General features: G+C 74.7%; 23 protein-coding genes, 2 tRNA genes and 1 pseudogene. 14 read left to right on the top strand and 12 right to left on the bottom strand.

Translation table 11 applies throughout. From position 1 onward, the window contains the following. The first annotated feature begins 2 nt into the window (after positions 1-2). Positions 3-998 carry a hypothetical protein gene (locus ABZ261_RS07295; RefSeq protein ID WP_356856242.1) on the top strand — a complete coding sequence of 332 codons (996 nt, stop codon included), beginning with the start codon at positions 3-5 and terminating at the stop codon, positions 996-998. After that, positions 995-1,873: a DUF6339 family protein gene (locus ABZ261_RS07300; RefSeq protein WP_356856244.1), complete on the top strand. Its 879-nt coding sequence runs from the start codon at positions 995-997 to the stop codon at positions 1,871-1,873. Before ABZ261_RS07295 ends, ABZ261_RS07300 begins: the two co-directional genes overlap by 4 nt. A 17-nt stretch (positions 1,874-1,890) precedes the next feature. Here ABZ261_RS07300 and ABZ261_RS07305 read toward each other — a convergent pair whose 3' ends face one another. The 5 genes from ABZ261_RS07305 to ABZ261_RS07325 form a co-directional block, all read right to left on the bottom strand. Beyond that, on the bottom strand, positions 1,891-3,222 hold the full coding sequence (locus ABZ261_RS07305; RefSeq protein WP_356856246.1) for a DNA cytosine methyltransferase: 1,332 nt from the start codon (positions 3,220-3,222) through the stop codon (positions 1,891-1,893). Between the two features lie 11 nt (positions 3,223-3,233). After that, positions 3,234-4,223, bottom strand: coding sequence for a DNA cytosine methyltransferase (locus tag ABZ261_RS07310; RefSeq protein ID WP_356856248.1), 990 nt, complete (start codon positions 4,221-4,223; stop codon positions 3,234-3,236). Positions 4,224-4,225: 2 nt separating this feature from the next. Next, positions 4,226-4,627: a very short patch repair endonuclease gene (locus ABZ261_RS07315; RefSeq protein WP_356856685.1), complete on the bottom strand. Its 402-nt coding sequence runs from the start codon at positions 4,625-4,627 to the stop codon at positions 4,226-4,228. A gap of 193 nt (positions 4,628-4,820) precedes the next feature. Further along, positions 4,821-5,840, bottom strand: coding sequence for a hypothetical protein (locus ABZ261_RS07320; protein ID WP_356856250.1), 1,020 nt, complete (start codon positions 5,838-5,840; stop codon positions 4,821-4,823). A 248-nt stretch (positions 5,841-6,088) separates the two neighbouring features. Continuing rightward, positions 6,089-7,477, bottom strand: a complete 1,389-nt coding sequence (locus ABZ261_RS07325; RefSeq protein WP_356856252.1) for an MFS transporter — start codon at positions 7,475-7,477, stop codon at positions 6,089-6,091. A gap of 135 nt (positions 7,478-7,612) precedes the next feature. On the opposite strand from ABZ261_RS07325, the gene ABZ261_RS07330 reads away from it, so the two are divergent. The 3 genes from ABZ261_RS07330 to yidC all read left to right on the top strand — a co-directional run bounded on the left by ABZ261_RS07330 (position 7,613) and on the right by yidC (position 9,323). Next, a complete protein-coding gene (locus ABZ261_RS07330) occupies positions 7,613-8,161 on the top strand; it encodes a helix-turn-helix domain-containing protein (RefSeq protein ID WP_356856254.1) in 549 nt (182 codons plus the stop codon). 41 nt (positions 8,162-8,202) lie between these two features. Beyond that, complete coding sequence (locus tag ABZ261_RS07335; protein ID WP_356856256.1) at positions 8,203-8,517, top strand: DUF6412 domain-containing protein; 315 nt, start codon at positions 8,203-8,205, stop codon at positions 8,515-8,517. A gap of 98 nt (positions 8,518-8,615) precedes the next feature. Beyond that, positions 8,616-9,323, top strand: a complete 708-nt coding sequence (gene yidC / locus ABZ261_RS07340; protein WP_356856258.1) for a membrane protein insertase YidC — start codon at positions 8,616-8,618, stop codon at positions 9,321-9,323. Between the two features lie 152 nt (positions 9,324-9,475). Here yidC and ABZ261_RS07345 read toward each other — a convergent pair whose 3' ends face one another. Together ABZ261_RS07345 and ABZ261_RS07350 are read right to left on the bottom strand one after the other, a co-directional pair. Next, positions 9,476-9,976 carry a heme-degrading domain-containing protein gene (locus tag ABZ261_RS07345; protein ID WP_356856260.1) on the bottom strand — a complete coding sequence of 167 codons (501 nt, stop codon included), beginning with the start codon at positions 9,974-9,976 and terminating at the stop codon, positions 9,476-9,478. Then, positions 9,976-11,049 carry a Gfo/Idh/MocA family oxidoreductase gene (locus tag ABZ261_RS07350; RefSeq protein ID WP_356856262.1) on the bottom strand — a complete coding sequence of 358 codons (1,074 nt, stop codon included), beginning with the start codon at positions 11,047-11,049 and terminating at the stop codon, positions 9,976-9,978. The genes ABZ261_RS07345 and ABZ261_RS07350 overlap by 1 nt, the downstream gene beginning before the upstream one ends. A gap of 56 nt (positions 11,050-11,105) precedes the next feature. Here ABZ261_RS07350 and ABZ261_RS07355 point away from each other — a divergent pair, with 56 nt between their 5' ends. From ABZ261_RS07355 to ABZ261_RS07380, 6 genes and pseudogenes are all read left to right on the top strand, one after another. After that, positions 11,106-12,287, top strand: a complete 1,182-nt coding sequence (locus tag ABZ261_RS07355; protein ID WP_356856264.1) for an ROK family transcriptional regulator — start codon at positions 11,106-11,108, stop codon at positions 12,285-12,287. A gap of 106 nt (positions 12,288-12,393) precedes the next feature. Continuing rightward, on the top strand, positions 12,394-13,398 hold the full coding sequence (locus ABZ261_RS07360) for a hypothetical protein (protein ID WP_356856266.1): 1,005 nt from the start codon (positions 12,394-12,396) through the stop codon (positions 13,396-13,398). Between the two features lie 268 nt (positions 13,399-13,666). Beyond that, complete coding sequence (locus tag ABZ261_RS07365) at positions 13,667-14,446, top strand: HAD-IIA family hydrolase (protein ID WP_356856268.1); 780 nt, start codon at positions 13,667-13,669, stop codon at positions 14,444-14,446. 205 nt (positions 14,447-14,651) lie between these two features. Next, positions 14,652-15,200 carry a hypothetical protein gene (locus tag ABZ261_RS07370; RefSeq protein WP_356856270.1) on the top strand — a complete coding sequence of 183 codons (549 nt, stop codon included), beginning with the start codon at positions 14,652-14,654 and terminating at the stop codon, positions 15,198-15,200. 8 nt (positions 15,201-15,208) lie between these two features. Next, positions 15,209-15,880: a class F sortase gene (locus ABZ261_RS07375; RefSeq protein ID WP_356856272.1), complete on the top strand. Its 672-nt coding sequence runs from the start codon at positions 15,209-15,211 to the stop codon at positions 15,878-15,880. A 64-nt stretch (positions 15,881-15,944) separates the two neighbouring features. Then, positions 15,945-16,151 (top strand): annotated as a pseudogene (locus ABZ261_RS07380) (hypothetical protein); the annotation flags it as partial. Positions 16,152-16,240: 89 nt separating this feature from the next. On the opposite strand, the gene ABZ261_RS07385 reads toward ABZ261_RS07380, so the two are convergent. Further along, on the bottom strand, positions 16,241-16,930 hold the full coding sequence (locus ABZ261_RS07385; RefSeq protein WP_356856274.1) for a FadR/GntR family transcriptional regulator: 690 nt from the start codon (positions 16,928-16,930) through the stop codon (positions 16,241-16,243). Between the two features lie 64 nt (positions 16,931-16,994). Then, positions 16,995-17,068 (bottom strand) — tRNA-Lys (locus tag ABZ261_RS07390). A gap of 217 nt (positions 17,069-17,285) precedes the next feature. Between ABZ261_RS07390 and ABZ261_RS07395 the strand changes: the two genes are divergently transcribed. The 3 genes from ABZ261_RS07395 to ABZ261_RS07405 all read left to right on the top strand — a co-directional run bounded on the left by ABZ261_RS07395 (position 17,286) and on the right by ABZ261_RS07405 (position 19,925). Next, positions 17,286-17,987 carry a hypothetical protein gene (locus tag ABZ261_RS07395; protein ID WP_356856276.1) on the top strand — a complete coding sequence of 234 codons (702 nt, stop codon included), beginning with the start codon at positions 17,286-17,288 and terminating at the stop codon, positions 17,985-17,987. An 83-nt stretch (positions 17,988-18,070) separates the two neighbouring features. Then, on the top strand, positions 18,071-19,207 hold the full coding sequence (locus tag ABZ261_RS07400; RefSeq protein WP_356856278.1) for an SPFH domain-containing protein: 1,137 nt from the start codon (positions 18,071-18,073) through the stop codon (positions 19,205-19,207). A 112-nt stretch (positions 19,208-19,319) separates the two neighbouring features. Beyond that, a complete protein-coding gene (locus ABZ261_RS07405; RefSeq protein ID WP_356856280.1) occupies positions 19,320-19,925 on the top strand; it encodes a lytic polysaccharide monooxygenase in 606 nt (201 codons plus the stop codon). A 136-nt stretch (positions 19,926-20,061) separates the two neighbouring features. Here ABZ261_RS07405 and ABZ261_RS07410 read toward each other — a convergent pair. From ABZ261_RS07410 to ABZ261_RS07420, 3 genes are all read right to left on the bottom strand, one after another. After that, positions 20,062-20,135: transfer RNA gene (locus tag ABZ261_RS07410), tRNA-Lys, on the bottom strand. A gap of 86 nt (positions 20,136-20,221) precedes the next feature. Further along, positions 20,222-20,974: an IclR family transcriptional regulator C-terminal domain-containing protein gene (locus tag ABZ261_RS07415; protein ID WP_356856282.1), complete on the bottom strand. Its 753-nt coding sequence runs from the start codon at positions 20,972-20,974 to the stop codon at positions 20,222-20,224. 284 nt (positions 20,975-21,258) lie between these two features. Further along, on the bottom strand, positions 21,259-22,203 hold the full coding sequence (locus ABZ261_RS07420) for a D-2-hydroxyacid dehydrogenase (RefSeq protein WP_356856284.1): 945 nt from the start codon (positions 22,201-22,203) through the stop codon (positions 21,259-21,261). Between the last annotated feature and the right edge of the window lie 153 nt (positions 22,204-22,356).

A 22,356-nucleotide genomic window follows, 5' to 3' on the forward strand; every position in this document is an offset into this window, starting at 1 on the left:
GCGTGAAGATCTACCCGTACAAGCGGCTCAACCGCCCGATCACGCTCCGGGTGACATCGGTCTCCCTGGAACTCGCTGACGGTACGCGTGACCAGTTGGACACCAGTGCGTACTCGACCCAGCAACAGGCCGTCGCGCTCGGCGTCGCGGGGCACGACGACTGGGTCAGTGCCACGATCGGCCTGTCGGCGACCCTGCCTCCCGGTGCCGACGCGCCGGACGCGGCTTGGTCCGACGTGCGCGTCCTCGCCGTGCTGACGGACGGCGAGACCAACCTCCGTACCGCGACGGACCTCACGCGCGATGCGGAGGACAGCCGTGACTGGTCGGGTCATGTGTCGGTGTTCCGCGACGACCACCTGGGGCGCGCCTCCCTCGCCGTCTACGCCGTCGGCACGGTCGACGGAGTGGCGGGACGGTCGATCGCCGAGACCGATCGGAGCTGGATCGTCGACACGGTCTCCGACGAGCCGGTCAGCGGCCTCCCACTGGAGGTCCGCAAGGCCTCTTTCACCAGGAGTTCCAGGGAATGGCTGCGGGCCTACGCGGACGCGCCCTGGATCGTGGACACCTCGGCCAGGGTGCCCACCGTCTTCGTGAACACCGACGTCGACGGAATCGTGGGGTTGTTGGACAGCAGCGGCTCCGGACTGGAGAGCAAGGTCCGCGACGTCCTCGTCGCCCAGATGTCCACGGACGTGTGGACAGCCGTGTTCCACGGTGCCATCGGCGACCTGGAGGTCGAGCCCGGCGGCAACCCGGTCTTCCCCACCGACTGGCAGGGCGAGGTCCTGCGGGAGATGCTCCCGGACGTCGTTCCCGGCGTGCACGTCGAGGAGGCCCTGCGGCAGGTGCACCGCCGGCGCACCGGCGATTCGGGCTGGGCGGAGCTACAGACACGTATCCACTACGCGGCGATCCGACGCGCCGAGGCCTCCAGGGCGCTGGGTTATGCCATCCGCAGTCTCGAACAAGCGAACCGGGAGAGCGAGAAGTGATCACCCAGCCCGACCACGTACCGGAGCGTCTGGCGCTGCTCCCCGCATCGGCCGCCGACAGGTTCCTCACCGAGCAACTGCTGAAGGCCGAACAGGTCCACGGCGGCATCGACATCGCCAAGGTGGTCGAACCGCTGCCCGAGGACGACGTGAGATGGGCGGTCGAACCGATTCGCAGCCTGGTGGAAGACGCCATGTTCGAGTTCCGCGACGACCGCACCCGCGCCGACGCGTGGCTCGCCCCGCGGCTTCATGCCACGCTGCGCCTCACACGGCGGGAGGCGGCGGACAAGCGCCTGTGGACACACCTCGCGCTGGCCGTGGCCCCGGACTATGTGGCCTGGCGACACCTGTCGGAGCCGACGGCAGCGCGGCCGGAGCGGCGTATTTCCGCGGAGCGCTTCCAGGGCCCCGCTGACCGCCAGTGTTTCTCCCGTCTGTGGTGGGCGGCCGAGCTGTTCCGGAACGGGCCGGACTACGAGCCCGTCGAGGTGGCCTGTGGCAACCAGGACCTCGTCCACACGGTTCTGCGGAAGGACCTGATCGATCACCGACCTACGGCTCAGGCTCTCGTCCGCCTTGTACAGAGCGGCAAGATCACGACTGGGCGGGAGATCAACGGTCTGAGCGTTGCCGTCAACGCGGCGGGAGCGACCTTGGTCCACGACGTCCTGGCACCGGACGAGCCCAGGGACCCCGCCCCTCTGCGGGACTGGATCGCGGAGGCGGAGACGGCACCCCCGGTCTCGCGCCACATCCTCCCGGACGGACCCGACGAGGACCCTGTCCCGGAGGAGTCCGTGGCCGCGCTCGTCGCCCACTTCACCGACCTTTTCGAGACCGCGCCGGTCAGGGGGAGGAAGAGCGAGGTCTGATCCGGCGACCGCCGTGGTCACTCCGCCGACGCTTTCCTTCTGCGCGGGGTGGAGCGCGGCGGTGCCTGGTCCTCGGGACACGGGCAGCGGGCGGTGCAGTCGTCCGCCGCCCCGCATCCGTCACTGCGCAGCTTGGCCCGCTTCTCCTCCGTGGCCGGCACCCACGGCTCCCGCAGAACTTCCGGGTCCGGTGCTGGGAGGCCGAGCGCGGCGCTCAGCAGGTGCGCGCCGAAGAGGGGCGGCACGGCATTGCCCACCTGTTGTGCCTGTGCCGTGCCCGACCAGGGGTAGTTCGGGGGGAAGCTCTGCAGCATCCCCGCCTCGTTCATGCTGAACCGCGGGCCCTCGTAGACGACGTTGTCGTCCAGGTGCTCGAAGACCACGAAGCGCGAGATGCGACCGGTGACAGTGGCGGCCGGCTGCTGGTCGGTGCGGACACCGCGGCGCCCAGGATTCCCGGAACTGCCGTAGTTCGAGCGGACCAGGAAGGGCTTCGTGCGCCCGGGCAGGGCCATGCGCATCGACACCCACGGCTGTGGTCCCTCGGCCTTCCCCCGGCGCGTCACCGGCTGCGGAGCGATCTCCTCGTCGAGAGCCGGCTGATGCGGGTGAGCGGAAGCCTCGCCGTTCCTGAGGTTCCACTGCTTCGCTGCGTAGGCGCGGTGGGTCGGCTCGGGCAGGAAGGGCTCACCGAGCCCCTCACGGCGAGCTATCAGCACCGCTCGCGAACGGGTCTGTGGGACTCCGTAGGTCTCGGTGTCGAGGACGTCGACCTCGACCTGGTACTTCGTGCCGTCGGGCAGGCCGGTCTTCTGCAGCACCAGCGCGTAGTGCTCCCAGAGCGCCTCGACCGCGGGGACCTGCTCCAGGACGATGACGTCGTACGGTCGGTTGCCGCGGTTCGGGCTTCTCGTCGCCTGGATCGCGTAGCGGAGCGGTTCGAGGACCAACGCCGTGCGCGGATCGCTGAGCTTCTGCAGCTCCTTGTCGATCTCCTCGTCGGAGACGCCCGCCATGAGCCGTTCGATGTAGCCCTTGACCTCGTCCAAAGCCTTGCGGCCGACGCCGCTCCCGGCAACCGAGTACGTCTGACACGGGGGGCCGCCGGCGAGCACGTTGATCTCCGGGGGCAGTGACTCGAAACTCTCCCTGCGGACCGCGCTCACGTCGGCGTGGAGGGTTTCAAGTCCGGCTGCGTAACGCGTCAGGCAGGCGCTTTTGTCCCATTCGATGCCGAGGCTCGGCACGCCGAGCACGTGTGCGGCCACGTCCAGCCCGCCGGGCCCTGCGAAGAGGTCCAGGACAAAGGGCTTGTCGAGGATGGGCTGACGGGGCGGCGTGCTGGTCATGTGGCAGAAGTCTAGCCGGCGGCGGGGACCACCGGATCCCGGTTCAGCGCTTCGGCGACGGCCCGTCCCAGCGCCTCTGCGACGGGTGGTGGCGTCGCGTGCCCGATCTGGCGGTACCGGGCGGTCTTGAGCCCGGTGATCTCCCACGATTCGGGGAAGCCTTGAAGGAGAGCCGTCTGGTCCACCGTTATCCGCACCAGTCCGTCGTCCCCGAGTGACGGATCCCACGTGAAGTCGCGGCCGGGTGGCTCGTTGCCGAACGACTTCGTGTAGACGCCCATCCGTCGCCACTTGGCCTTGGTGCCGGTCGGTCCGAAGTCAGGGCCCCCGTGTGTCTTGGATCCGCCCACCAACGTCGGTGCCACACTCGTCGCCTGGGCCGCCCAGCGGTCGGCGTCGGGCCAGCCGCGGGAACGCATCGAGGGCGCCAGGGCCTCTCCGACCGAAACGTGCTCGTGGACGGTGGGTCGAGGCAGCCGGAAGGCGTTCGCCCACTGTCGCTTGACGGCTGCGAGGATGCCCAGCGCGCGGTCCTGAGGGACGCCGAAGTCGCGGGCATTCAGGGCGAACCAGAACAAGTCGTATTCGAGGTGCGTCAACTCGTCGCTGAGAAAGTCCCGAATCGGCTGGAAGGAGTCCTCGTCCACCAAGGTGGGCACATTTTCGATGATCAGCGCTCGTGGCTGGACGGCGTGGACGAGATAAGCGGTCGCCCGAATGAGGCGGATCTCGGTGTCGGACGACCTGCGCGTCACCGCCGCGCTCGACTTCACCCGGGGCAGACCGGCCGCGAGCAGATCGACGTCGTACACCTGCGGGTGCTCCACGGGATCGAAGTCGAGCAGGTCCGTCTTCAGCACGTTCCAGTGCGGACGATTGGCCCGCAGGGTCCGGCAGGCGTCGTCGTCCTCGTCGAGCAGTAGGCGTGGCTCGAAACCGGCTCGCTCCAGACCCAGTGCGAGGCCACCCGCCCCCGCGCACACGTCGACAAAAGACAACATGCTCAACAATTCCTCCCCCGGCCCCGGAGGGCTCTCCGCCGGTCGACCGCCGCCGCCACACGCGACGCCACGTCCTTCGGCGCCTCATGCTCCCAGAACCGCAGCACTTCCCAGCCCGCCGCCGTGAGATGTGCCGTGGTCTCCGCGTCACGCGCCATGTTGCGGTCCAGTTTCCGCCGCCACCACTCCGCGTTCGCCTTCGGCTGCGTCGCGTGCTCGGGGCAGCCGTGCCAGAAACAACCGTCGATGAGGACGGCGACCTTGACCGAGGTGAAGGCCACGTCGATCCTGCGCCGGGCCATGCCCGGCACCGGGTACTCGACGCGATAGCGCAGCCCCGCCGCGTGCAGCAGGCGCCGGACCGTCAGTTCCGCTGCCGTGTTCTTGCTGGCTTGCCTGCTCATCCGTGCCGAGACGGCGGGCGACGACGGCTTCATCGTGCTCAACGCGGCTGTGCCTTCACGATCGTGGCTCGGCCCTGACGGCAGCCCGTCCGTGCGGGGCGAGCCGCCGGACCACGGCGGTGACGTCGATTCCATCATGCGGCCCAATCTCAGCCGTTCCATCATGCGGCCCATTCCCAGCCGTCTGCGGCGCTCAGCCCTCACGGCCCCCGTGGCACGCCTCATAGGTCCGAGGCGCCCCGCACCAGCACTCGGCCCCCCGCTGCGGTGGCCAAGCCAGCGCGCGTCCCCGCGCCGCCAGGGTCGTCGCGTACTGCGGCAGCAGGGTCGTGTCCTCCGGGGACGCGCCCTCCGATGCCGCGAACGCCTCGTACGAGGGGACCGTGCCCGTGACGATGCCCAGGTTGGCCGTGCCGGAGGCCGCGAGTTCGCGCAGGGACGACTCTATGGTCGACAGGTGGGTCTCGTGGGAGGGGTACTCCGCGCTCAGGGCCGGGTAGGCGGCGAGGAGTTCGGCCAGTTCGTGGGCCGGCCAGTGCAGGATCGCCACCGGGAAGGGGCGGGAGAGGGCCTCACGGTAGGCGCCCAGTTCGGCCCGGAGCCGGGAGATCTCTGCCGCGAGTTCCGCGGGGTTGTCGGAGCCCAGGGACCAGACGCGTTTGGGGTCGTGGAGTTCGTCGAGGGTGACCGGCGAGGTGTGGAGGGTGTCGGCGAGGGTGTCCCAGTGGTCGTGGGGGAGACCCCGCAGGCGGCGGACGCGGTGGCGGCCGTAGAGGAGGGGGTGGGTGGCGGGCGGCGGCAGCTCCGTGTCCGTCAGCAGGAGTCGCGCGCCCTGCGTGAACGTGTCCTCCGCCGCCTCCAGCTCGTCGTGGGACTCCAGCGCCTCCGCGACGATCACCCAGGGGGCCGGGTCGCGGGGGGCGGCGGTGCGCAGCCCCTCGATGATCGCCCTCGCCTCCGCCTCGTGGCCGTACTCCCAGAGGTTGGACGCCTTGAGGGCGCGCACCAGGTGGGGGTTCTCCAGCGAAGCGGCATCGGACAGCAGGCGGTCGTAGAGCGTGGTCGCCGCTGGGCGGTCGCCGGACAGTTCCCGGTGGGCCGCCGCCCGCAGGAGGAGGGCCTCGGCGTCCTCCGGGTAGAGGCCGGCGGTCCGCTCCAGGCGTGCCGCTTCGGCGGTGTGGTCGACGTTCTCGGCAGGCGTGTCGGGGCGCATGGGGGACACCGTACTGCCGGGCGGTGACAAACGTGAGGCGCGCAAGGGCGCTGCGTCGGGGGAGGGGGGCCACCGCGCCCCGGCGCCCCGGCGGGCCGCCGGGCACGCCGTCCGGGCCGGTCGCCCCGAGGTACGGAAGGCCGTACGGCCGCAGGCGCGGTCGGCGGGACGCGCCCCGCGACGCCGAGGCCGGCCGCGGCCGCCGCGCCGAGCGGCGCGTGCCCGGCGGCCCGGCGCCCGGCCGTCCCCTACTCCCCGCGCAGCACCAGGACGCTCACCGCGCCCGCCGCCGCCAGGCCCGCCGAGACCAGCAGGGCGGTGTTCGCGCCTCCGGCCGGGCTGCCGGCCGAGGTGGCGAGGGCGATGGTCAGGGCCACGCCGGCGCAGGAGCCGACGTAGCGGAAGGTCTGCTGGGCGCCGGAGCCCATCGCGGCCCGCTCCCGGGGCACCGACTCGACGGCGAGCAGCGGCAGGGCGCCGTTGAGCAGGCCGCTGCCGACGCCGCCGATGACCAGGCCGGGCAGCGTGCGGGTCCAGGAGCCGGAGCCGACGGCGCCGAGCATCGTCACCACGGCGAGCGCGTGCAGCGCGAAGCCCAGGGCGAGCTGGAGGCGCGGGGGGACGCGGCCGGCGACGTGCTTGACCTGGAGGGCGACCGTGAAGCTCAGGCCGGACCAGAGCAGGAACAGCCAGGCCGTGGCGAGCGGGGACAGTCCGAGCGCCTGCTGGAGCAGCGACGGCAGGAAGCTGAACAGGCCGATCACCGCGAGCCCGGTGAACAGTCCGCCCGCGGAGGATGCCAGGAACCCGGGGCGGCGCAGCAGTCGCAGGTCGATCATCGGGGTGCCGGCCCGGCGTTCCACCGCGACGAAGACGGCGACCAGCAGGGCGGCCGCCGCGAGCAGCAGGCCCACCGGGGTGCGCAGCCAGCCGTCCCGGCCCAGGGTCAGGGCCGCGATCAGGGCCACCAGGGCCAGGGCGAAGGTCAGGGCGCCGAGCACGTCCGGCCGGCCGCCGCGCGGGGCGCGTGACTCGGCGAGCAGCCGGGGGCCGGCCGCGGCCACGGCCAGGGCGGCGGCGCCCAGGACGCCGTAGGCCACGCGCCAGTTCGGCAGCGCGCCCGCGAGCAGCGGGCCGACGGCGATGCCGCCGCTGACGAAGGCGCCCCACACGCCGGTGGCGTGCAGCCGGCCGCGCGGGCTGGGGAAGGCGTGCACGAGCAGGCCCAGACTGCTGGCCAGCAGCGCCGCGGCGGCGGCGCCCTGGGCGATGCGGGCGAGCGTGAACTGCCAGGTGGTGGTCGTGAACGCGCCGAGCACGGTGGTGAGGCCGAGGGCCAGGGTGCCGGCGAGGAAGATCCGGCGGCGGCCGTGGTCGTCGGCGAGGCTGCCGGCCACCAGCAGCAGGGCGGCGAGGCCGAGCGGGGTGCCGTTCAGCAGCCAGGCCTGGGCGGAGAGCGGGGTGTGCAGGTCCGCCGCGGTGTCCGGCAGCGTGACCATCGGGGCGGTGTACGTCATCAGGGCCACGGCGGTGGCGGCACTGGTCAACGCGAGGGTGGCCCGGGGGCGTACGGGGGTGACCCGGACGGTGTCGCCGCGTACGGCCGCGGGGGCGGTGGTGGAGTCGAGCCCGGTCATGGCCTGTCCTGTCCTCGGGGACTCCGGTCCGTCCACCGGAGCCGCAGCTTGCGGTTCAGTCAATGAACCGACCTGTCCGCGCTACCGTAGCATCTTCGGTTCATTCATTGAACCCTCTCGGTCCGGGGAGTTACAGTGGACGGCATGGCACTGGGCAAGGACTACGCGACGCAGGAGTGCTCCATCGCCCGCGCGCTGGAGGTCGTCGGCGAGCGGTGGACCCTGCTCGTCGTCCGCGACGCGATCTACGGCGTCCGGCGCTACAACGACTTCCTCGTCCATCTCGGCATCCCGCGCGCCGTCCTCTCGGCCCGGCTCAGGACGCTCACCGAGGAGGGCATCCTCGAAAAGCGCCGGTACCAGCGGACGCCGCCCCGCGACGAGTACGTCCTCACCGAGCGCGGCGCGGCCCTCTGGCCCACGCTGCGCGCCATCGGCCAGTGGGGGCGCACGTACGTCGACACCACCCCCATGCGCCTCTTCCGGCACGTGGACTGCGGCGGGGACGTCGGGCCGTCCGGAGACTGCGCGACGTGCGGAACTCCCGTGCCGGTCGCGGACGTTCTCATGCTGCCGGGGCCGGGACTCGACCCCGCGCCGGCGGATCCGGTCAGCAGGGCGCTGCTGCGGCCGAAACGGCTGCTGGAGCCGCTGGAGACGGATATCGTGGCCTCGGCACACTGAACGCCGGCGACAGCCGGCGATGGGGAAGGGGGGAGCCGTCGATGCGCAGCCGCGCCGCCACGCGTCCCCTCGCCCTCCTCCCGGTCCTGGTGCACCTGCTGCTGCTCCAGGCCGCGCTGCTCGGCGCCGGCGGCCTGTCCACCGCCCTCGCCGCCACCGCCACGGCGGCCGCGGCGCTCGCCGTCTGCGTGCTGCTGGCCGCCCGCAGCGTGCCCGCCGTGCCCCCCACCCGCGTCCGCGAGGCGATGCGCGACCGGGCCCGCCGTACGGCCTTCCTGCCCCAGCGCGACCCCGACGCGCCCGGCCGGCGCCGCCCCAGAGCGCCCGGACACGCGGCTGTGGCGACCGCCGCGTAGGGCACGTCCTCCCGTATCCCAGTGCGTGACCCCGCGCGGGTCGTCCTGCCGATCACCGCTTCGCTCCCGGCACGACGAGACCCCCGGAGGGCTCACCCATGTCCGTCTTCGCCCACCTGGTCGAGCAGCTCGCCGAGCTGCTGACCCCGCTCTTCCACGCGTCCGCGGCGGCCGCCGCGATCGTCCTGTTCACCGCGCTCGTACGGCTCCTCGTGCACCCGCTGTCCCGGGCCGCCGCCCGCGGCAGGCGGGCCGGCGCCGCGCTCCAGCCCAAGATCGCCGCACTGCGCGAGAAGCACGCCGGCGATCCGCAGCGGCTGCGGCAGAAGATGCTGGAACTGCACGCCGAGGAGAAGGTCTCGCCGCTCGCCGGCTGCCTGCCCAGCCTGCTCCAGGCGCCCGCGTTCTTCCTCCTCTACCACCTCTTCTCCAGCTCCACGATCGCCGGCGAGCCCAACGGCCTGCTCGCGCACCGGCTGTTCGCGGCGCCGCTCGGCGGACGCTGGGCCGACCTGCTCGCGGACGGCGGGGTGCTCGGCCCGGCCGGGCTGGTCCACCTCGGCCTCTTCGCGGTCGTCGCGGCCCTCGCCGCCGTCAGCTGCCGGCGGGCCCGGCGGGCGATGGCGCAGCAGCCGGCGCCGGCGGTCCACGGCGAGGCGCCGGGGCTCGGCGCGGCCACCCGGGTCATGCCGTTCCTGTCCTTCTTCACGCTGGTCAGCGTGGCCGTCGTCCCGCTCGCCGCCGCGCTGTACATCGTCACCAGCACGGCGTGGACCGCGGCGGAGCAGGCCCTGCTGTCCCGCTGAGACACGGTCCCCGCCGAGACGCGGTCCCCGCCGAGACGGGCACGTCGTGGAGCCGGAGATCGCGGGGCCGGGGCGGCGCAGGCAGGTGCTGCGCCCGCCGGACGGAGGGCCGGCCCGCCGGGTGCGCCCGGCGGGCCGGCGCGTCGGCCGGGCTACGCGTCCAGGAACCGTTCCAGGGCCTCGACCACGAGCCGGTGGTCCTCGAGCTGCGGCAGCCCGGAGACCGTGACCGCGCCGATGACGCCCGCGTGCTCGACGTGGATCGGGAAGGAACCGCCGTGCGCCGCGTACGCGTCGGGGTCGAGGCGGGAGGACTCCTCGAACGTCGTCCCCTTGGCGCGGAACCGGGCGCCGACCAGGTAGGAGGAGGCGCCGTAGCGCTCCACGACCCGGCGCTTGCGGGTGATCCAGGCGTCGTTGTCGGGGGTGGACCCCGGCAGGGCCGCGTGGAAGAGCTGCTGGCCGCCGCGGTGGATGTCGACGGCGACCGGCGCCTGCCGCTCCCGGGCCAGCTCGACCAGGAGCGAGCCGAGGGCCCAGGCGTCGTCGTACGTGAACCGCCGGAAGACCAGGCGGCGTTCCTGCGCCTCCAGTTCCTCCAGGCTCGGGGCGGGTTCGGACGCCGGCCGGGGGGTGTGCCGCGCGGGGGACATCAGAGGGTCACCGTCACCTTGTCGCGGGCGGACCTGCGGGCCGCTTCCAGTACGTCGAGCGCGGCGGCCGCCTCCAGGGCGGTCACCGGGTTGGGGCCGGCGCCGGCCAGGGCGGCGGCGACGGCCGTGTAGTAGGCGGGGTAGTCGCCGGGGAGGGTCGGCACGGGGGTGCCGCCGCCGGTCAGCGGGGACTCGCCGGAGCCGAGGCGGCCCCACAGGGCCTGGTCCTCCTCGCCCCAGCCGGCGGCCGTGCGGGGGCGGCTGCCCTCGCGCAGTGCCGCCTCCTGCGGGTCCAGGCCGTACTTGACGTAGCCCGCGCGGGAGCCGAGCACCCGGAAGCGGGGGCCGAGCTGGGCGGCGGTCGCGGAGACGTGGAGATGGGAGCGGACGCCGCCGGCGTGGGTGAGCGCGATGAAGGTGTCGTCGTCGGTCTCGGCGCCGGGGCGGCGGACGTCCGTCTCGGCGTACACCTCGGTGACCGGGCCGAAGAGGACCAGCGCCTGGTCGACGAGGTGGCTGCCGAGGTCGTAGAGCAGGCCCCCGATCTCGGCCGGGTCGCCGGACTCGCGCCAGCCGCCCTTGGGCTTCGGGCGCCAGCGCTCGAAACGGGACTCGAAGCGCCAGGCGTCGCCGAGCTCGCCGTCCGCGAGGAGCCTGCGCAGGGTCAGGAAGTCGTTGTCCCAGCGGCGGTTCTGGAAGACCGACAGCAGCAGGCCGCGCTCGTCGGCGAGGGCGGCGAGGCCGCGGGCCTCGGCCGCGGTGCCGGCGACCGGCTTGTCCACGACCACCGGCAGGCCCGCCTCCAGGGCGGCCGTGGCCAGCGGCACGTGCGTCCGGTTCGGGGAGGCGACGACGATCAGGTCCAGCTCGTCCGCGCGGTCGAACAGCTCATCGGCGGCGGCGGCCAGGCGGACGTCCGGGAACTCGGCGCGGGCCTGCTGCTGCCGCTCCGGGTTCGAGGTGACGACCGTGTCCAGGGCGAGGCCCTCGGTGGCGTCGATCAGCGGAGCGTGGAAGACGGAGCCGGCGAGGCCGTAGCCGATCAGGCCGACGCGCAGGGGGGCAGTAGTCATGCCCTCCACTTTGGCAACGCTGTTGCGAAAGTGCAAGCGGTGGGGACAATGGGCGGGTGAACAGGACGAGGAGCGGCCAACCGGCGGGAGCGAACCTCGGCGCGGTGCGCAGTCACAACACCGCGCTGGTGCTGGGCCTGCTGCGCGACGCCGGGGCGGGGGGCATCAGCCGCCTGGAGCTGGCCGAGCGCACCGGTCTCACCCCGCAGGCCGTCAGCAAGATCACCGCACGGCTGCGGGAGGAGGGGCTCGCGGCGGAGGCCGGCCGGCGCGCGTCCACCGGGGGCAAGCCGCGGACCGTGCTCAGGCTGGTGCCGGAGGCGGGGCACGCGGTCGGCGTGCACCTGGACCGGGACGAGCTGCGGGTGGTGCTGGTCGACCTCGACGGCGCCGTGGTCGGGGAGCGGCGCGGGGAGGTGGACCTGGGGTCGGGGGCGCACGCCGTCCTGGCGGCGGTCCGCGGCACGGTCGAGGAACTGGTGCGGGACAGCCTCGGCGGGACCTCGCGCGGACCGGCCGGCCGCGGCAGGACCGGCGGGGCCGGGCCGCTGCCCGGGTACGGGTCGCTGCTCGGGGTCGGGCTCGCGCTCCCCGGGCCGCTGGACCACGCCAGCGGTGTGCTGCACCGCGTCACCGGCTTCCCCGAATGGGACGGCTTCCCGCTGCGGGACGCGCTCGCGGACCTGCTGGGGGTGCCGGTCGTGGTGGACAAGGACACCAACGCCGCGGCGCTCGGGCTGGCGGTCGGGGGCGAGCAGGGCACGGCGGGCGGCTCCTTCGCCTACCTGCACCTCGGGACGGGCCTCGGCGCGGGACTCGTGATCGGGGGCAGCGTGCACCGGGGGGCACGGACCGGAGCCGGGGAGTTCGGGCACCAGGTGCTCCAGCTGGACGGCCCGCTGTGCGAGTGCGGCGACCGGGGGTGCGTCGAGGCGCTCTGCCTGGCGGCGGTCGCCCGGGGGGAGACGGCCGAGGCGGCACGGGTGCTGGGGGTGGCGGCCGGGAACCTGGTGGGCCTGCTCGACATCGACCGGGTGCTGCTCGGCGGGCGCACGGTCGCCGCGGCGCCCGAGGCGTACGCGCGGGGCGTGGCGGAGGTGCTCCGGGCGCGGGCCCGGCGGGAAGGTTCGGGCGGGGAACCGGTCCCGGTGCGGGTGGCTCCGCGCGGGGAGCGGGCGGTGGCCGAGGGCGCCGCGCAGTTGCTGCTCGCGCCGCTGTTCGGGCGGGGGGACGGCTGACCGTGCGCGGCCCGCGGAGGCGGCTGCGCCGATCGAGGGGACTTCGGGCCCGCACCCCGGGTGGTCCCTCCGCTCCTCCGGCCCCGCCCGGCATGCTCATGTGTTCATGCGACTGAGCACGCCCTCGTCCCTCCGCCTCGCCGCGGCCACCGCCGCGGCCGCGGCCGCCGCCGTGGTCGTCCCCGTGGCACCGGACACCGCCCTCGCCGACGCGACCCGCTCCTGCACCGGCGCGGACGCCCGCGCCTTCCCGCTGGCCGCCCGGATCCGCGGCGGGCCCGCCTCCTACCGGGCGGGCGGCGGATACGGCACCTGGTACATCGACCTGACCAACACCACCCGCCGCACCTGCGCCGGCATCCACCCGGTCGTCGTCCTCGTCGACGACCGGCGGGCCCTGCGGCCGGAACAGCCCCTGCTGGAGTTCCACGACGGCTCGCTCGCCCGGCCGGTGTCCTTCCAGCGGACCGACGAGGAGGAACTGGTCGGCGTGCTCGACGGCGCCGGGTTCGGCGGGTTCACGGTGCCGCCCGGCGGGACCGTCAGCGTCCGGCTGCGGCTGGCGCTCCGCTCCGACGCCGTGGCCGGCCAGGTGACCGCCACCGCCGCCGTCGTGCAGCGCCGGGGCGAGGACGGGGACTGGGTCGGGGAGTCCGACGCCTACCGCTTCACGATCCGCGGCGCCGACGGGGAGGACGCGCCCGACGCCGGGGACGCGACGGCGGCCCCGACCGGCAGCGCACCGGCCACCGCCCCCGGCACGGCCACGCCGGACTCCCCCCTTCCGTCCGCCGAGGGGACCGGGGGGACCGGCGCCCCCGAGGACGAGGAGACGCCCGAGGCCGAGGCACAGCAGGCTGCCGGAGCCGAGGAGGCCGACGGGGCGGGGGCCGGGGGCGGCGGGGCGGACGGTGCCGCCGCGACTGGGGGGACCGCGCGGGAAGGAGCGGCGGAGGCCGACGGGGCCGAAGGCGGGGCCGGGGCCGGTGAGCAGGGGCGCGAACTGGCGCGCACCGGGCCGGGTCCCACCCGCGGGCCGCTCGTCGCCGCCGCCGCGGCCCTGCTCACGGTCACCGGCGCCTTCCTGCTGGCCCGCAGACTCCGCCGCTGACACCGGTACGCCGTGCCGCCGCGCGGCCGCGCCGCGGCGCGGAGCCGGTCCCGGAAGCGTCCGGGGCGGCACAGGCGCCCGGAGGCGACCGGGCCGGGCCCAGAGGCGGGAAACGCGACCGGAATCACAGGTGTGCCCGCGGCGGCAACCGGTACCGGGCGGCCGACGGGGTACGAATCAGGCCAGTCTGACTAGGCTTGGGCCGTCGGTACGCCGTGTATTCCGGCGCCCAGCCTCTCGACCGTACGTACGCCAGGAGACGCACAGCATGGCAGACCGCAAGCCCATCGAGTCATGGCTCACCGACATGGACGGCGTCCTGATCCACGAGGGCGTGCCGATCCCCGGGGCCGACGCCTTCCTGAAGAAGCTGCGCGACTCCGGCCGGCCCTTCCTGGTGCTCACCAACAACTCCATCTACACCGCGCGTGACCTGCAGGCCCGGCTGCAGCGGATGGGGCTGGAGGTGCCGGTGGAGAACATCTGGACGTCCGCGCTGGCCACCGCGCAGTTCCTGAACGACCAGCGGCCCGGCGGCAGCGCCTACGTCATAGGCGAGGCCGGCCTGACCACCGCCCTGCACGACGTCGGTTACATCCTCACCGATCACGACCCCGACTTCGTGATACTGGGCGAGACCCGCACCTACTCCTTCGAGGCCATGACCAAGGCCGTCCGGCTGATCAACGACGGCGCCCGGTTCATCGCCACGAACCCGGACAACGTCGGCCCCTCCACCGAGGGCGCCCTGCCCGCGACCGGCTCGGTGGCCGCCCTGATCACCGCGGCGACCGGGAAGAAGCCGTACTTCGTGGGCAAGCCGAACCCGCTGATGATGCGGGCCGGCCTGAATGCGATCGGAGCCCACTCGGAGACCTCCGCGATGATCGGCGACCGCATGGACACCGACGTGCTCGCGGGCCTGGAGGCCGGGATGCGCACGTTCCTGGTGCTGACCGGCGTGACCCGGCCCGAGGACATCGACCGCTACCCCTTCCGTCCCTCGCGGACGGTGGACTCCATCGCGGACCTGGTCGACCTGGTCTGAGCGCGGGCCCGCGCCCGGCGCCGGGGGCGGGCCCGCGGCGCCCGGCGCCGGGGGCCGGTGGTCCACCCGTCGGGGGCCGTGGCCGCGGGCCCGTCGGGGATCCGTCGCCGTAAGCTCCCGCTCACCCGTTCGGAGCACCGGGGCGCCTTCCGAGGATGCGGGGGCGCCCCGCGCGGGGGAGCCTCCTTGTGACTGGAGGTTCACGATGGGTTCGATTCGCCTCACTCTCTGCACCGGAATCCTGGCCGTGGCCGCGTTCGCGCCCGCCGCCCGCGCGGCGGACGGCGGCTCGGTCTCCGTGACTCCCGCCTCCCCGTCACCCGGCGCCGACATCACCCTGCGGGTCAGCGGCTGCGGCGGCCGGCAGGGCACCGCAGCCTCGGACGCCTTCGTCGCCGACGCCCGCCTCACCGGCGCCCGCGGCACCCTGTCCGGTGACACCCGGGTCCGGTCCTCCGTCGCGCCCGGCCGCTACGCCGTGCGGATCACCTGCGCCGACCACGTGGTCACCGGCAGGTTCCCGGTGGTGCGGGCGGGCGCCGCCCGGCCGGAGGGCGCCGCCCGGACGCTCGCCGTCCCGGCCTCGCCCGTCGCCCCGGTCACCGCGGGCGGCGGCGGCACCGCGCACTTCGCCACGGTGGCCGCCGGCGGCTCGGGCCCGGACGCCGCCCAGGCGGCGACCGGCCTCGCGCTCGCCGGGGTCGCGGCGGTCGCCGTCGGGCTCCGCGCCCGCCGGAGCCGCGGTGGACGCTGACCGCCGCCATGTCCCGCGACCACCACGACCACGGCCGCAGCACCGGCGCCGGGCGGCTTGTCACCGCCCTGGTCTGGACGGTGCTGCTGCTCGGGCTGTGGCTGTGGGGGCGCGGGGTGACCGATGTCGAGCGGAGCACGGACAGCCCCGCCACGGGCGACGTCTTCGCCCTCGGCCACCCGACCCGGCTGCCGCCCCCGGCGAAGCCCCTTCGCGCCGCGCCGCCCCAGCGCATCGACATCCCCCGGCTGAGCGTCCAGGCCCCGGTGACGACCCGCGGCCTGGACGCGCGGGGGGCCGTCGACCCGCCGCCCTACGACCAGCCGGGCGTGGTCGGCTGGTACGGAGCCGGCCCCGCACCCGGCGCTCCGGGGGCCTCGCTGATGGTGGGCCACGTCGACACCACCAGCCGCCCCGCGGTCTTCCACCGGCTCAGCACCCTGGAGCCCGGCGACGAGGTCCGGGTGGTCCGCGCGGACGGCCGGGTCGCCGCGTTCACCGTCGAGGACCTCCGCGTCCTGCCCCGCGACGACTTCGACGCCAAACTCGCCTACGGCCCGCGCGAGCCGGGCCGCGCCGAACTCCGCCTGATCACCTGCGGCGGCGCCTTCGACCGCGCGGCCCGCAGCTACACGGCGAACGTGGTGGTCTTCGCGTACCTCACCGGCGCCGGCCCCTGAGCGGGCCGCCGGCACCGGGGACCGCCGGGTGCGGCGACCCGGACCCCCCCACGGCGCCCGGGACGAGCCCGCCCACGCCTACGGGGTGCGCGCCCTGACGGGCGGCCCGCTGGACGCCCTCGCCGAGCGGCACGGCATGGCCGCGATGACCGTCGCCTGCCGCACCGCCGACCACCTCGCCGTACTCCCGGCCGACGCGCCCGCCCCGGCGGACCGCGCCGTCGCCGCGTCCGGCCTCGGCGCCGACGCCGTCCTGGACGTCCGGGCCACGGCCCGTGCCGCTGCCGCTGCCGCTGCCGGTGCCGCCGCCCCTGCGGAACCGTCGGTCCCGGCCGCCCGCGTCCGGCGCGGCCGCCACGCCTACCGGTGGGCCGGGGCCGTCGGGGACAGGCGGGAGCGGATGTGGCCGAAGTGGTCCCTTATCGCGCGTTCCGCCCGCGGGGAGTCGCCGGAGCGCACCGCGTCCAGGATCTCCCGGTGCTGGCGGCAGGTGATGCGCGGGTCCTGCGGGATGTCCACCAGGTCCTGCCGGACCCGGTGGAAGGCGTCCCAGAAGGCCTCCAGCACCTCGCCGAGCAGCGCGTTGTCCAGGCCCCGGTAAAGGGTGGCGTGAAAGGCGCGGTCGGTCTCGGCCAGGCCCGTGCCCTCGGCGGCCTGCCGTTCCATGCGGTCCACGAGCGCGTCCAGCTCCACGAGGTCCGCCTCCGGCAGCCGCCCGGCCAGCCGCGACACCAGTCCCGTCTCGACGGCCTCGCGCAGCTGGAGGAGCTGGAGCAGGGAGTCCTCGCCGCGGTAGTGGCCGACGACCGTCCGGAAGGCGAGGCCCTCGATCATCGGGGCGAAGGACATCGGGCCGACGTACGTCCCGAACCCGTGCCGGATCTCCACGATCCCCATGGCCTGCAGCGCCTTCAGGGCCTCGCGGACCGAGTTCCGGCCGGCCCCGAGGAGCCGCATCAGCTCCGGCTCGGTGGGCAGCGGGGCGCCCGAGGGCAGCCGCCGGTCCACGATCAGCTTCTTGATCTGCTCCTGAAGGTCCCGGGCTGCCATGGCGAGAGAGTATCCGGCCAATACGCGGAAGGCCCCCCGCTTCCGCGAGGGGCCTTCCGGTCGGTGCGCCGCCAGGGACTCGAACCCCGGACCCGCTGATTAAGAGTCAGCTGCTCTAACCAACTGAGCTAGCGGCGCCTGCTGACGAAGAGAACTTTACCCGACCCCGGGGGGTGCTCCGACCACCCGGGGGCGGCCCCGGGGCCCTCCCGGCCATCCGGGGGTGACCCGTCGGGCCGTTGGGAGGTCCTCGTACATCGTTCGGACCGTCAGCATGCGCGTCCCGGCCGGAGTTGTGAAACTGATCGACGTGCACACTCGCGGACATATCACCCCGGAATGTGAGGCAGATCGCATGACCGCTCCGGTGTTCGAGGACATCGACCCCGCGAGCGGCTGCGACTGCCCCGGCCGTGTCCACCGCCGACGGACGGAGGCCGCGGTCGTGGCCGCCGCGTCCGCCGTCCCCCCGGCCGCGGCCCTCGCCCCCGGCCGCTTCCCGCACCGGCAGGCCCTGCCCGGCACCCCGCAGGGCGCCGGGACCCCGCTGCGCGGGCGGGCGGGGCAGCCCGCGGGGTCCGCCGCCGGCATCCCCGCCGCCACCCGGACCGACATCGCCGACCGGGCCGGGGTCCCGGTGGCGGCGCGGGTGCCGCACAGCATGGACGCGTACGGGTCCCACGGGCACCGGCGGGACCGCTCGGGCCACGTCCGGACGGCCTGGGGCCTGCCGGGCGACGGGCGGACGGGCAGCCTCGACCGCACCGGCGCGGGCAAGGGCACCCGGCCGGGGGAGGCCGCACCGGGCGGGGCCGCCCGGCGCCGGGCGCCCGGCTGCCCGGGCCGGCGGCGCTCCCGGCCGGGCGCGGCCGACGACCGCGTCACCCGGCTCGGCGTCCAGCTGGTGAGGAAAGGGTGCGGCAGGTTCTGCGCGCACGGACCGGGCCCGCACCGGGCGCTCCGGCGTGCCGTGCAGGCCTTCCGGCGCGCCCGCGGGCGGGGCGGCGCGAAGGACCGCTACCCGGCCCCGGAGACCTGGCGGCGCCTGTTCGGCTGACGCGCCCCGCACACCCCCCTGCCCCGCACGGGCACATCCCTCTCCCGTTCATGACGCATCTGGCGCGGAGGCTGGAGGCACGCATGAGTACGACCGCATCCCCCACACCACCGGAGTCCGAGGGGCAGCCGGAGGGCGGCGCCGCGGGCCCCGGCGCCCGGCCGGGCCGCCTGATCCAGAACGAGGCGACCACCGAGATCCCGGTCCACCTGCTGTTCCGGGACGATCCCGACCCGGTGCGGGTGCCGCTCGGGCCGGCCGTGGTGGCGCGCCGGCAGGGCGCCGGAGAGCAGCCCCGCCCGCACCGTCCGGCCCCGGTGCGCAGGCGGCCCCTCCCGCAGGTCGACCCGGAGCTGGCGGAACACGCGGCGCGGGTGCTGCCGGGCGCGGCCGGGGTGCTGGCCGGCGCCTGCGGCCTCACCGGGTGCCTGGGCGTCACCTGGTGGGCGGGACTGCTCCCGCCGCTGGTCGCCGAGGCGCTGCGGCTGCCGGCGTACGCGGGCGCGGGCCTGGGCCCGGCGCAGTGGGCGGCCTACGCCGGGGCCGGGGCGCTGTGCGTCGCCGGCTTCGGCGGGCTGGCCCGGGGGCGTGCCGGGCGGGCCTGGGTGCTCGGGCTGTTCGGCCGCTACCGGGGGACGGTCCGGCGCACGGGGCTGCTGTGGATCAACCCGCTGGTGCTGCGCCGCCGGGTGGACGTGCGGCTGCGGCACTGGCGCAGCGAGGCGATGCCGGCCGCGGATCCCGACGGGATGGCGCTGCGGGTGGTCGTGCTGGTGGTGTGGCGGGTGCGGGACACCGCGCGGGCCCTGCTCGGCGTCGCGGACCACGAGAGCTATCTGCGCGACTGCGTGGAGGCGGCGCTGGCCCGGGTGCCGGTGGAGCCGGCGGGCGGGACGCGGGGCGGGGTGGCGGCGGCCGGGAACGCGCTGACGCGGCTGGTGGCGCAGGAGGCGGCGCCGGTCGGCGTGGAGGTGTTCTCCGTGCAGCCGGTCCGGGTGGAGTACGCCCCGGAGGTGGCCGCCGCGATGCACCGGCGGCGGATCGCCGCGCTGGACGCCCGGCAGCGGGCCAGCATGCTCGGCTCCGTGGTCGACTCGGTGGAGGACACGGTGACCCGGCTGACGATGCGCGGGCTGGTCGAACTCGACGACTACGAACGCAAGGTCCTGGTCCGCGATCTGACGGTGGCGTTCTGCTCGGGCCGGGGGGAACCGGTGTAGTCCAGCCCTCGGCTGGTATGGACATGTTCAACTCGCGGCAATAATCTGTCACTTGGTCTAGACCTACCTGCACAGCTCATCGGACTCCCCACATCCCTCCAGGAGCGGCAGCATGCGCACCAAGACCAAGTTGTCCGCGGCCGTGCTGGGCGTGGTGACCGCCGGAGCCTTCGCGCTCTCCACCGGCGGCGCCAGCGGCCACGGCTACACCGACCTCCCCATCAGCAGGCAGAAGCTCTGCCAGAACGGCACCGTCGCGAACTGCGGCCAGATCCAGTGGGAGCCGCAGAGCGTCGAGGGCCCCAAGGGCTTCCCGGCCGGCGGACCCGCCGACGGCCAGATCTGCAACGCCGGCCTGGGACAGTTCGCCCAGCTCAGCGCGCCGCGGACGCCGTCGGGCGCGGCCTGGCCCACCACCAAGGTGACCGGTGGTCAGTCGTACACGTTCCGCTGGCAGTTCACCGCCATGCACGCCACGACCGACTTCCGGTACTACGTCACCAAGCCGGGCTGGAACCAGGACCACGCCCTCGCCCGCTCGGACCTCAACCTCACCCCGTTCCTGACCGTGCCGTACAACGGCCAGCGCCCGCCGGCCACCCTCAGCCACAGCGGCACTCTGCCCACCGGGCTGAGCGGTCACCACGTCATCCTCGCGGTGTGGACGATCGCCGACACGGGCAACGCGTTCTACGCCTGCTCGGACGTCACGTTCTAGTCCCCGTCCGGGCAGGTCCAGGAAACGGAGCCTCCCCTGAGGCCGACGGCGGAGCCGGCCGGACAGGTCGCCGCCACGCCCGCGAGCCCGGGGACGCCGAAGGGCCCCCCGTACCACGAGGGGCCCTTCGATGACGTGCGCCGCCAGGGACTCGAACCCCGGACCCGCTGATTAAGAGTCAGCTGCTCTAACCAACTGAGCTAGCGGCGCATGACTCCCGCCGACCGCGGTTCCCGCGGTGGGCGACGCAGAAAATAGTACCTGGTCCGAGGGGGTGCTCAGGACCACCGGGCGCGCTAGAGCGTCAGCGAGAGCAGGACCGGCGCCGCGTTGCGGTTCAGGGCCTGCGCCGCTCGCTTGAGCCGGTGCGCGTCCTTCACGGGCAGCGAGAGGGCCAGGCAGCCCACCGACGAGCCCGCGGTGATCGGCACGGCCGCGCAGACCGTGCCGACCGCGTACTCCTGCAGGTCGAGCACCGGCACCGTCGGCGGCTGGGACTCCAGCCGGGACAGCAGCAGCTTGTCGCTGGTGATGGTGCGCGAGGTGAGGCGGGCCATCTTGTGCCGGGCCAGGTGGTCGCGCCGGGCGTTGTGGTCGAGCTGGGTCAGCAGGCTCTTTCCGACGGCGGTGGCGTGGGCGGAGCAGCGGAAGTCCACCCACTCGTTGACCGCCGGGGTGGCGGGCCCGTCGGCGTACTGGGTGACCCGGACCTCGCCGTCCACGTACCGGCTGATGTAGACGGCCGCGCCGACCTGGTCGCGCAGCCGGCACAGGGTGCGCTGCAGCTTGTCGCGCAGGGCCCGCTCGTGGTCGTGCGCCGAGGTGAGCCGGCGCAGGGTGTCACCGGTCACGTACGCCCCCTCGCCGATCTGCTCGACGTAGCCCTCGCGGCGCAGCATGCGCAGCAGCGCGGTGAGGCGTTCGGGACCGAGGCCGGTGCGGCGGGCCAGCTCGGTGTCGGTCAGGCCGGCGGAGTGCCGGGCCACGGTCTCCAGGATGCGCAGCGCGTCCTGGGCGGAGTGGTACGGGGCGGTCGGCTCGATCTTCATGCAGGTCCCCCTCGGCCGCGATCCAGGTCAGCGGATCGTCTCCACGATAGCCGCCGGACGGGTCCCGGGGAGGGGAGCTCGGGAAGTTCGGCGGCGGCGCTCTCCGGCGTGCCCCACTGGGCCGGAGGTCCCCTGGCATGTGCCTGGGGCAAGAAACGGCCGGCCTGCCTGCTGTTTCCCGCCCGCGCACGCCCCTCACCCGGCGTGTTCGCGCGACCGCGCCGGGGCGCGGACGGCTGTGGCGCGCGCCGGCTGTGGCGCGCGGGCGCCGGCACGGGGAGGCCTCAGTGGCCCGGCACGTAACCGAGTGCCTTGTCGACGACGTTCCGCAGGGACCTGCCGGCCGCCCACCGCTCGTACAGCGCGACGAACTGCTCGCCCAGTTCGTCCCACCGGCCGACGGTGTCCCCGCTCATGTGCGGGGACACGATCAGCCCCGGCAGCCCCCACAACGGGCTGTCCGCGGGCAGCGGTTCGGCGGTGAACACGTCCAGGGCCGCGCCCGCGATCCAGCGCCGGGTCAGCGCCCGCGCGAGGGCGTCCTCGTCGACCAGCCCGCCGCGGCCGACGTTCACGAAGAACGCCGACGGCTGCATCACGTCGAAGCGGTGCGTGTCGAACATGCCGTACGTCTGCCCGGTCAGCGGAGCCGCCGCGATCACCCAGTCCGCGCGGGACAGCAGCCGGTCCAGATCGGCCGGACCGTGCACCCCGGTCCGCGGCACCCGCCCGACCAGCGCCGTCGTGACCCCGAGGGCCTTCAGCGTGCGGGCGGTCGCGCGGCCGATCGGGCCCGAGCCGACCACGCAGGCGCGCGTGCCCGCCACCCGCCGGCCCTCCCGGTGCCGCCAGGTCCGCTCCCGCTGGAGGTCCAGGGTGCGCGGCAGGTCCTTGGCGACGGCCAGCACGAGCGCCGCCACGTACTCGGCGACCGGCTGCTCGAAGACGCCGCGCGCGTTGGTGACCACCGTGTCGGACGCGACCAGTTCCGGGCACAGCAGGTGGTCCACGCCCGCGCTCGCGGTGTGCACCCAGCGGGGCCGGGGCCCGTCGCCGGGCCAGGCCGCGCGCACCGCCTGGGAGGTGAAGTCCCAGACGAGCAGCACGTCCGCCTCCGGCAGCCGCGCGGCGAGGTGCGCGGCGTCCGTCCGCACGATCCGGGCACGGCCGGTGAGACGGCCGAGCCGGGGCGGCGGCTCGGCGTCGAGGACGAGGACGGTCGGCGTCATGCGCGGCGGCTCCCGGCGTCCGGCGGGCTCGGACGGACCACGCTCGCACCCCGGCCCGCCTTCGTCAACACGGGCGTACCGGCGTCCCGTTGGCCGCTTCCCGTCCCGGCACGCCGACGGCGCCGGCACGAAAGGGCGGAGACGTCCGCGCCC

Origin of the sequence: Streptomyces sp. NPDC006193 (assembly GCF_040613915.1) — a bacterium.
Classification (GTDB): domain Bacteria; phylum Actinomycetota; class Actinomycetes; order Streptomycetales; family Streptomycetaceae; genus Streptomyces.

Coding starts and splice junctions, on each gene's coding strand:
- ABZ261_RS07310 (WP_356856248.1), bottom strand. CDS start 4,223: ATGTTGTCTTTTGTCGACGTGTGCGCGGGGGCGGGTGGCCTCGCACTG.
- ABZ261_RS07360 (WP_356856266.1), top strand. CDS start 12,394: ATGCGACTGAGCACGCCCTCGTCCCTCCGCCTCGCCGCGGCCACCGCC.
- ABZ261_RS07370 (WP_356856270.1), top strand. CDS start 14,652: ATGGGTTCGATTCGCCTCACTCTCTGCACCGGAATCCTGGCCGTGGCC.
- yidC (WP_356856258.1), top strand. CDS start 8,616: ATGTCCGTCTTCGCCCACCTGGTCGAGCAGCTCGCCGAGCTGCTGACC.
- ABZ261_RS07325 (WP_356856252.1), bottom strand. CDS start 7,477: ATGACCGGGCTCGACTCCACCACCGCCCCCGCGGCCGTACGCGGCGAC.
- ABZ261_RS07385 (WP_356856274.1), bottom strand. CDS start 16,930: ATGGCAGCCCGGGACCTTCAGGAGCAGATCAAGAAGCTGATCGTGGAC.
- ABZ261_RS07365 (WP_356856268.1), top strand. CDS start 13,667: ATGGCAGACCGCAAGCCCATCGAGTCATGGCTCACCGACATGGACGGC.
- ABZ261_RS07350 (WP_356856262.1), bottom strand. CDS start 11,049: ATGACTACTGCCCCCCTGCGCGTCGGCCTGATCGGCTACGGCCTCGCC.
- ABZ261_RS07345 (WP_356856260.1), bottom strand. CDS start 9,976: ATGTCCCCCGCGCGGCACACCCCCCGGCCGGCGTCCGAACCCGCCCCG.
- ABZ261_RS07420 (WP_356856284.1), bottom strand. CDS start 22,203: ATGACGCCGACCGTCCTCGTCCTCGACGCCGAGCCGCCGCCCCGGCTC.
- ABZ261_RS07315 (WP_356856685.1), bottom strand. CDS start 4,627: ATGAGCAGGCAAGCCAGCAAGAACACGGCAGCGGAACTGACGGTCCGG.
- ABZ261_RS07395 (WP_356856276.1), top strand. CDS start 17,286: ATGACCGCTCCGGTGTTCGAGGACATCGACCCCGCGAGCGGCTGCGAC.
- ABZ261_RS07320 (WP_356856250.1), bottom strand. CDS start 5,840: ATGCGCCCCGACACGCCTGCCGAGAACGTCGACCACACCGCCGAAGCG.
- ABZ261_RS07400 (WP_356856278.1), top strand. CDS start 18,071: ATGAGTACGACCGCATCCCCCACACCACCGGAGTCCGAGGGGCAGCCG.
- ABZ261_RS07375 (WP_356856272.1), top strand. CDS start 15,209: ATGTCCCGCGACCACCACGACCACGGCCGCAGCACCGGCGCCGGGCGG.
- ABZ261_RS07415 (WP_356856282.1), bottom strand. CDS start 20,974: ATGAAGATCGAGCCGACCGCCCCGTACCACTCCGCCCAGGACGCGCTG.
- ABZ261_RS07305 (WP_356856246.1), bottom strand. CDS start 3,222: ATGACCAGCACGCCGCCCCGTCAGCCCATCCTCGACAAGCCCTTTGTC.
- ABZ261_RS07405 (WP_356856280.1), top strand. CDS start 19,320: ATGCGCACCAAGACCAAGTTGTCCGCGGCCGTGCTGGGCGTGGTGACC.
- ABZ261_RS07335 (WP_356856256.1), top strand. CDS start 8,203: ATGCGCAGCCGCGCCGCCACGCGTCCCCTCGCCCTCCTCCCGGTCCTG.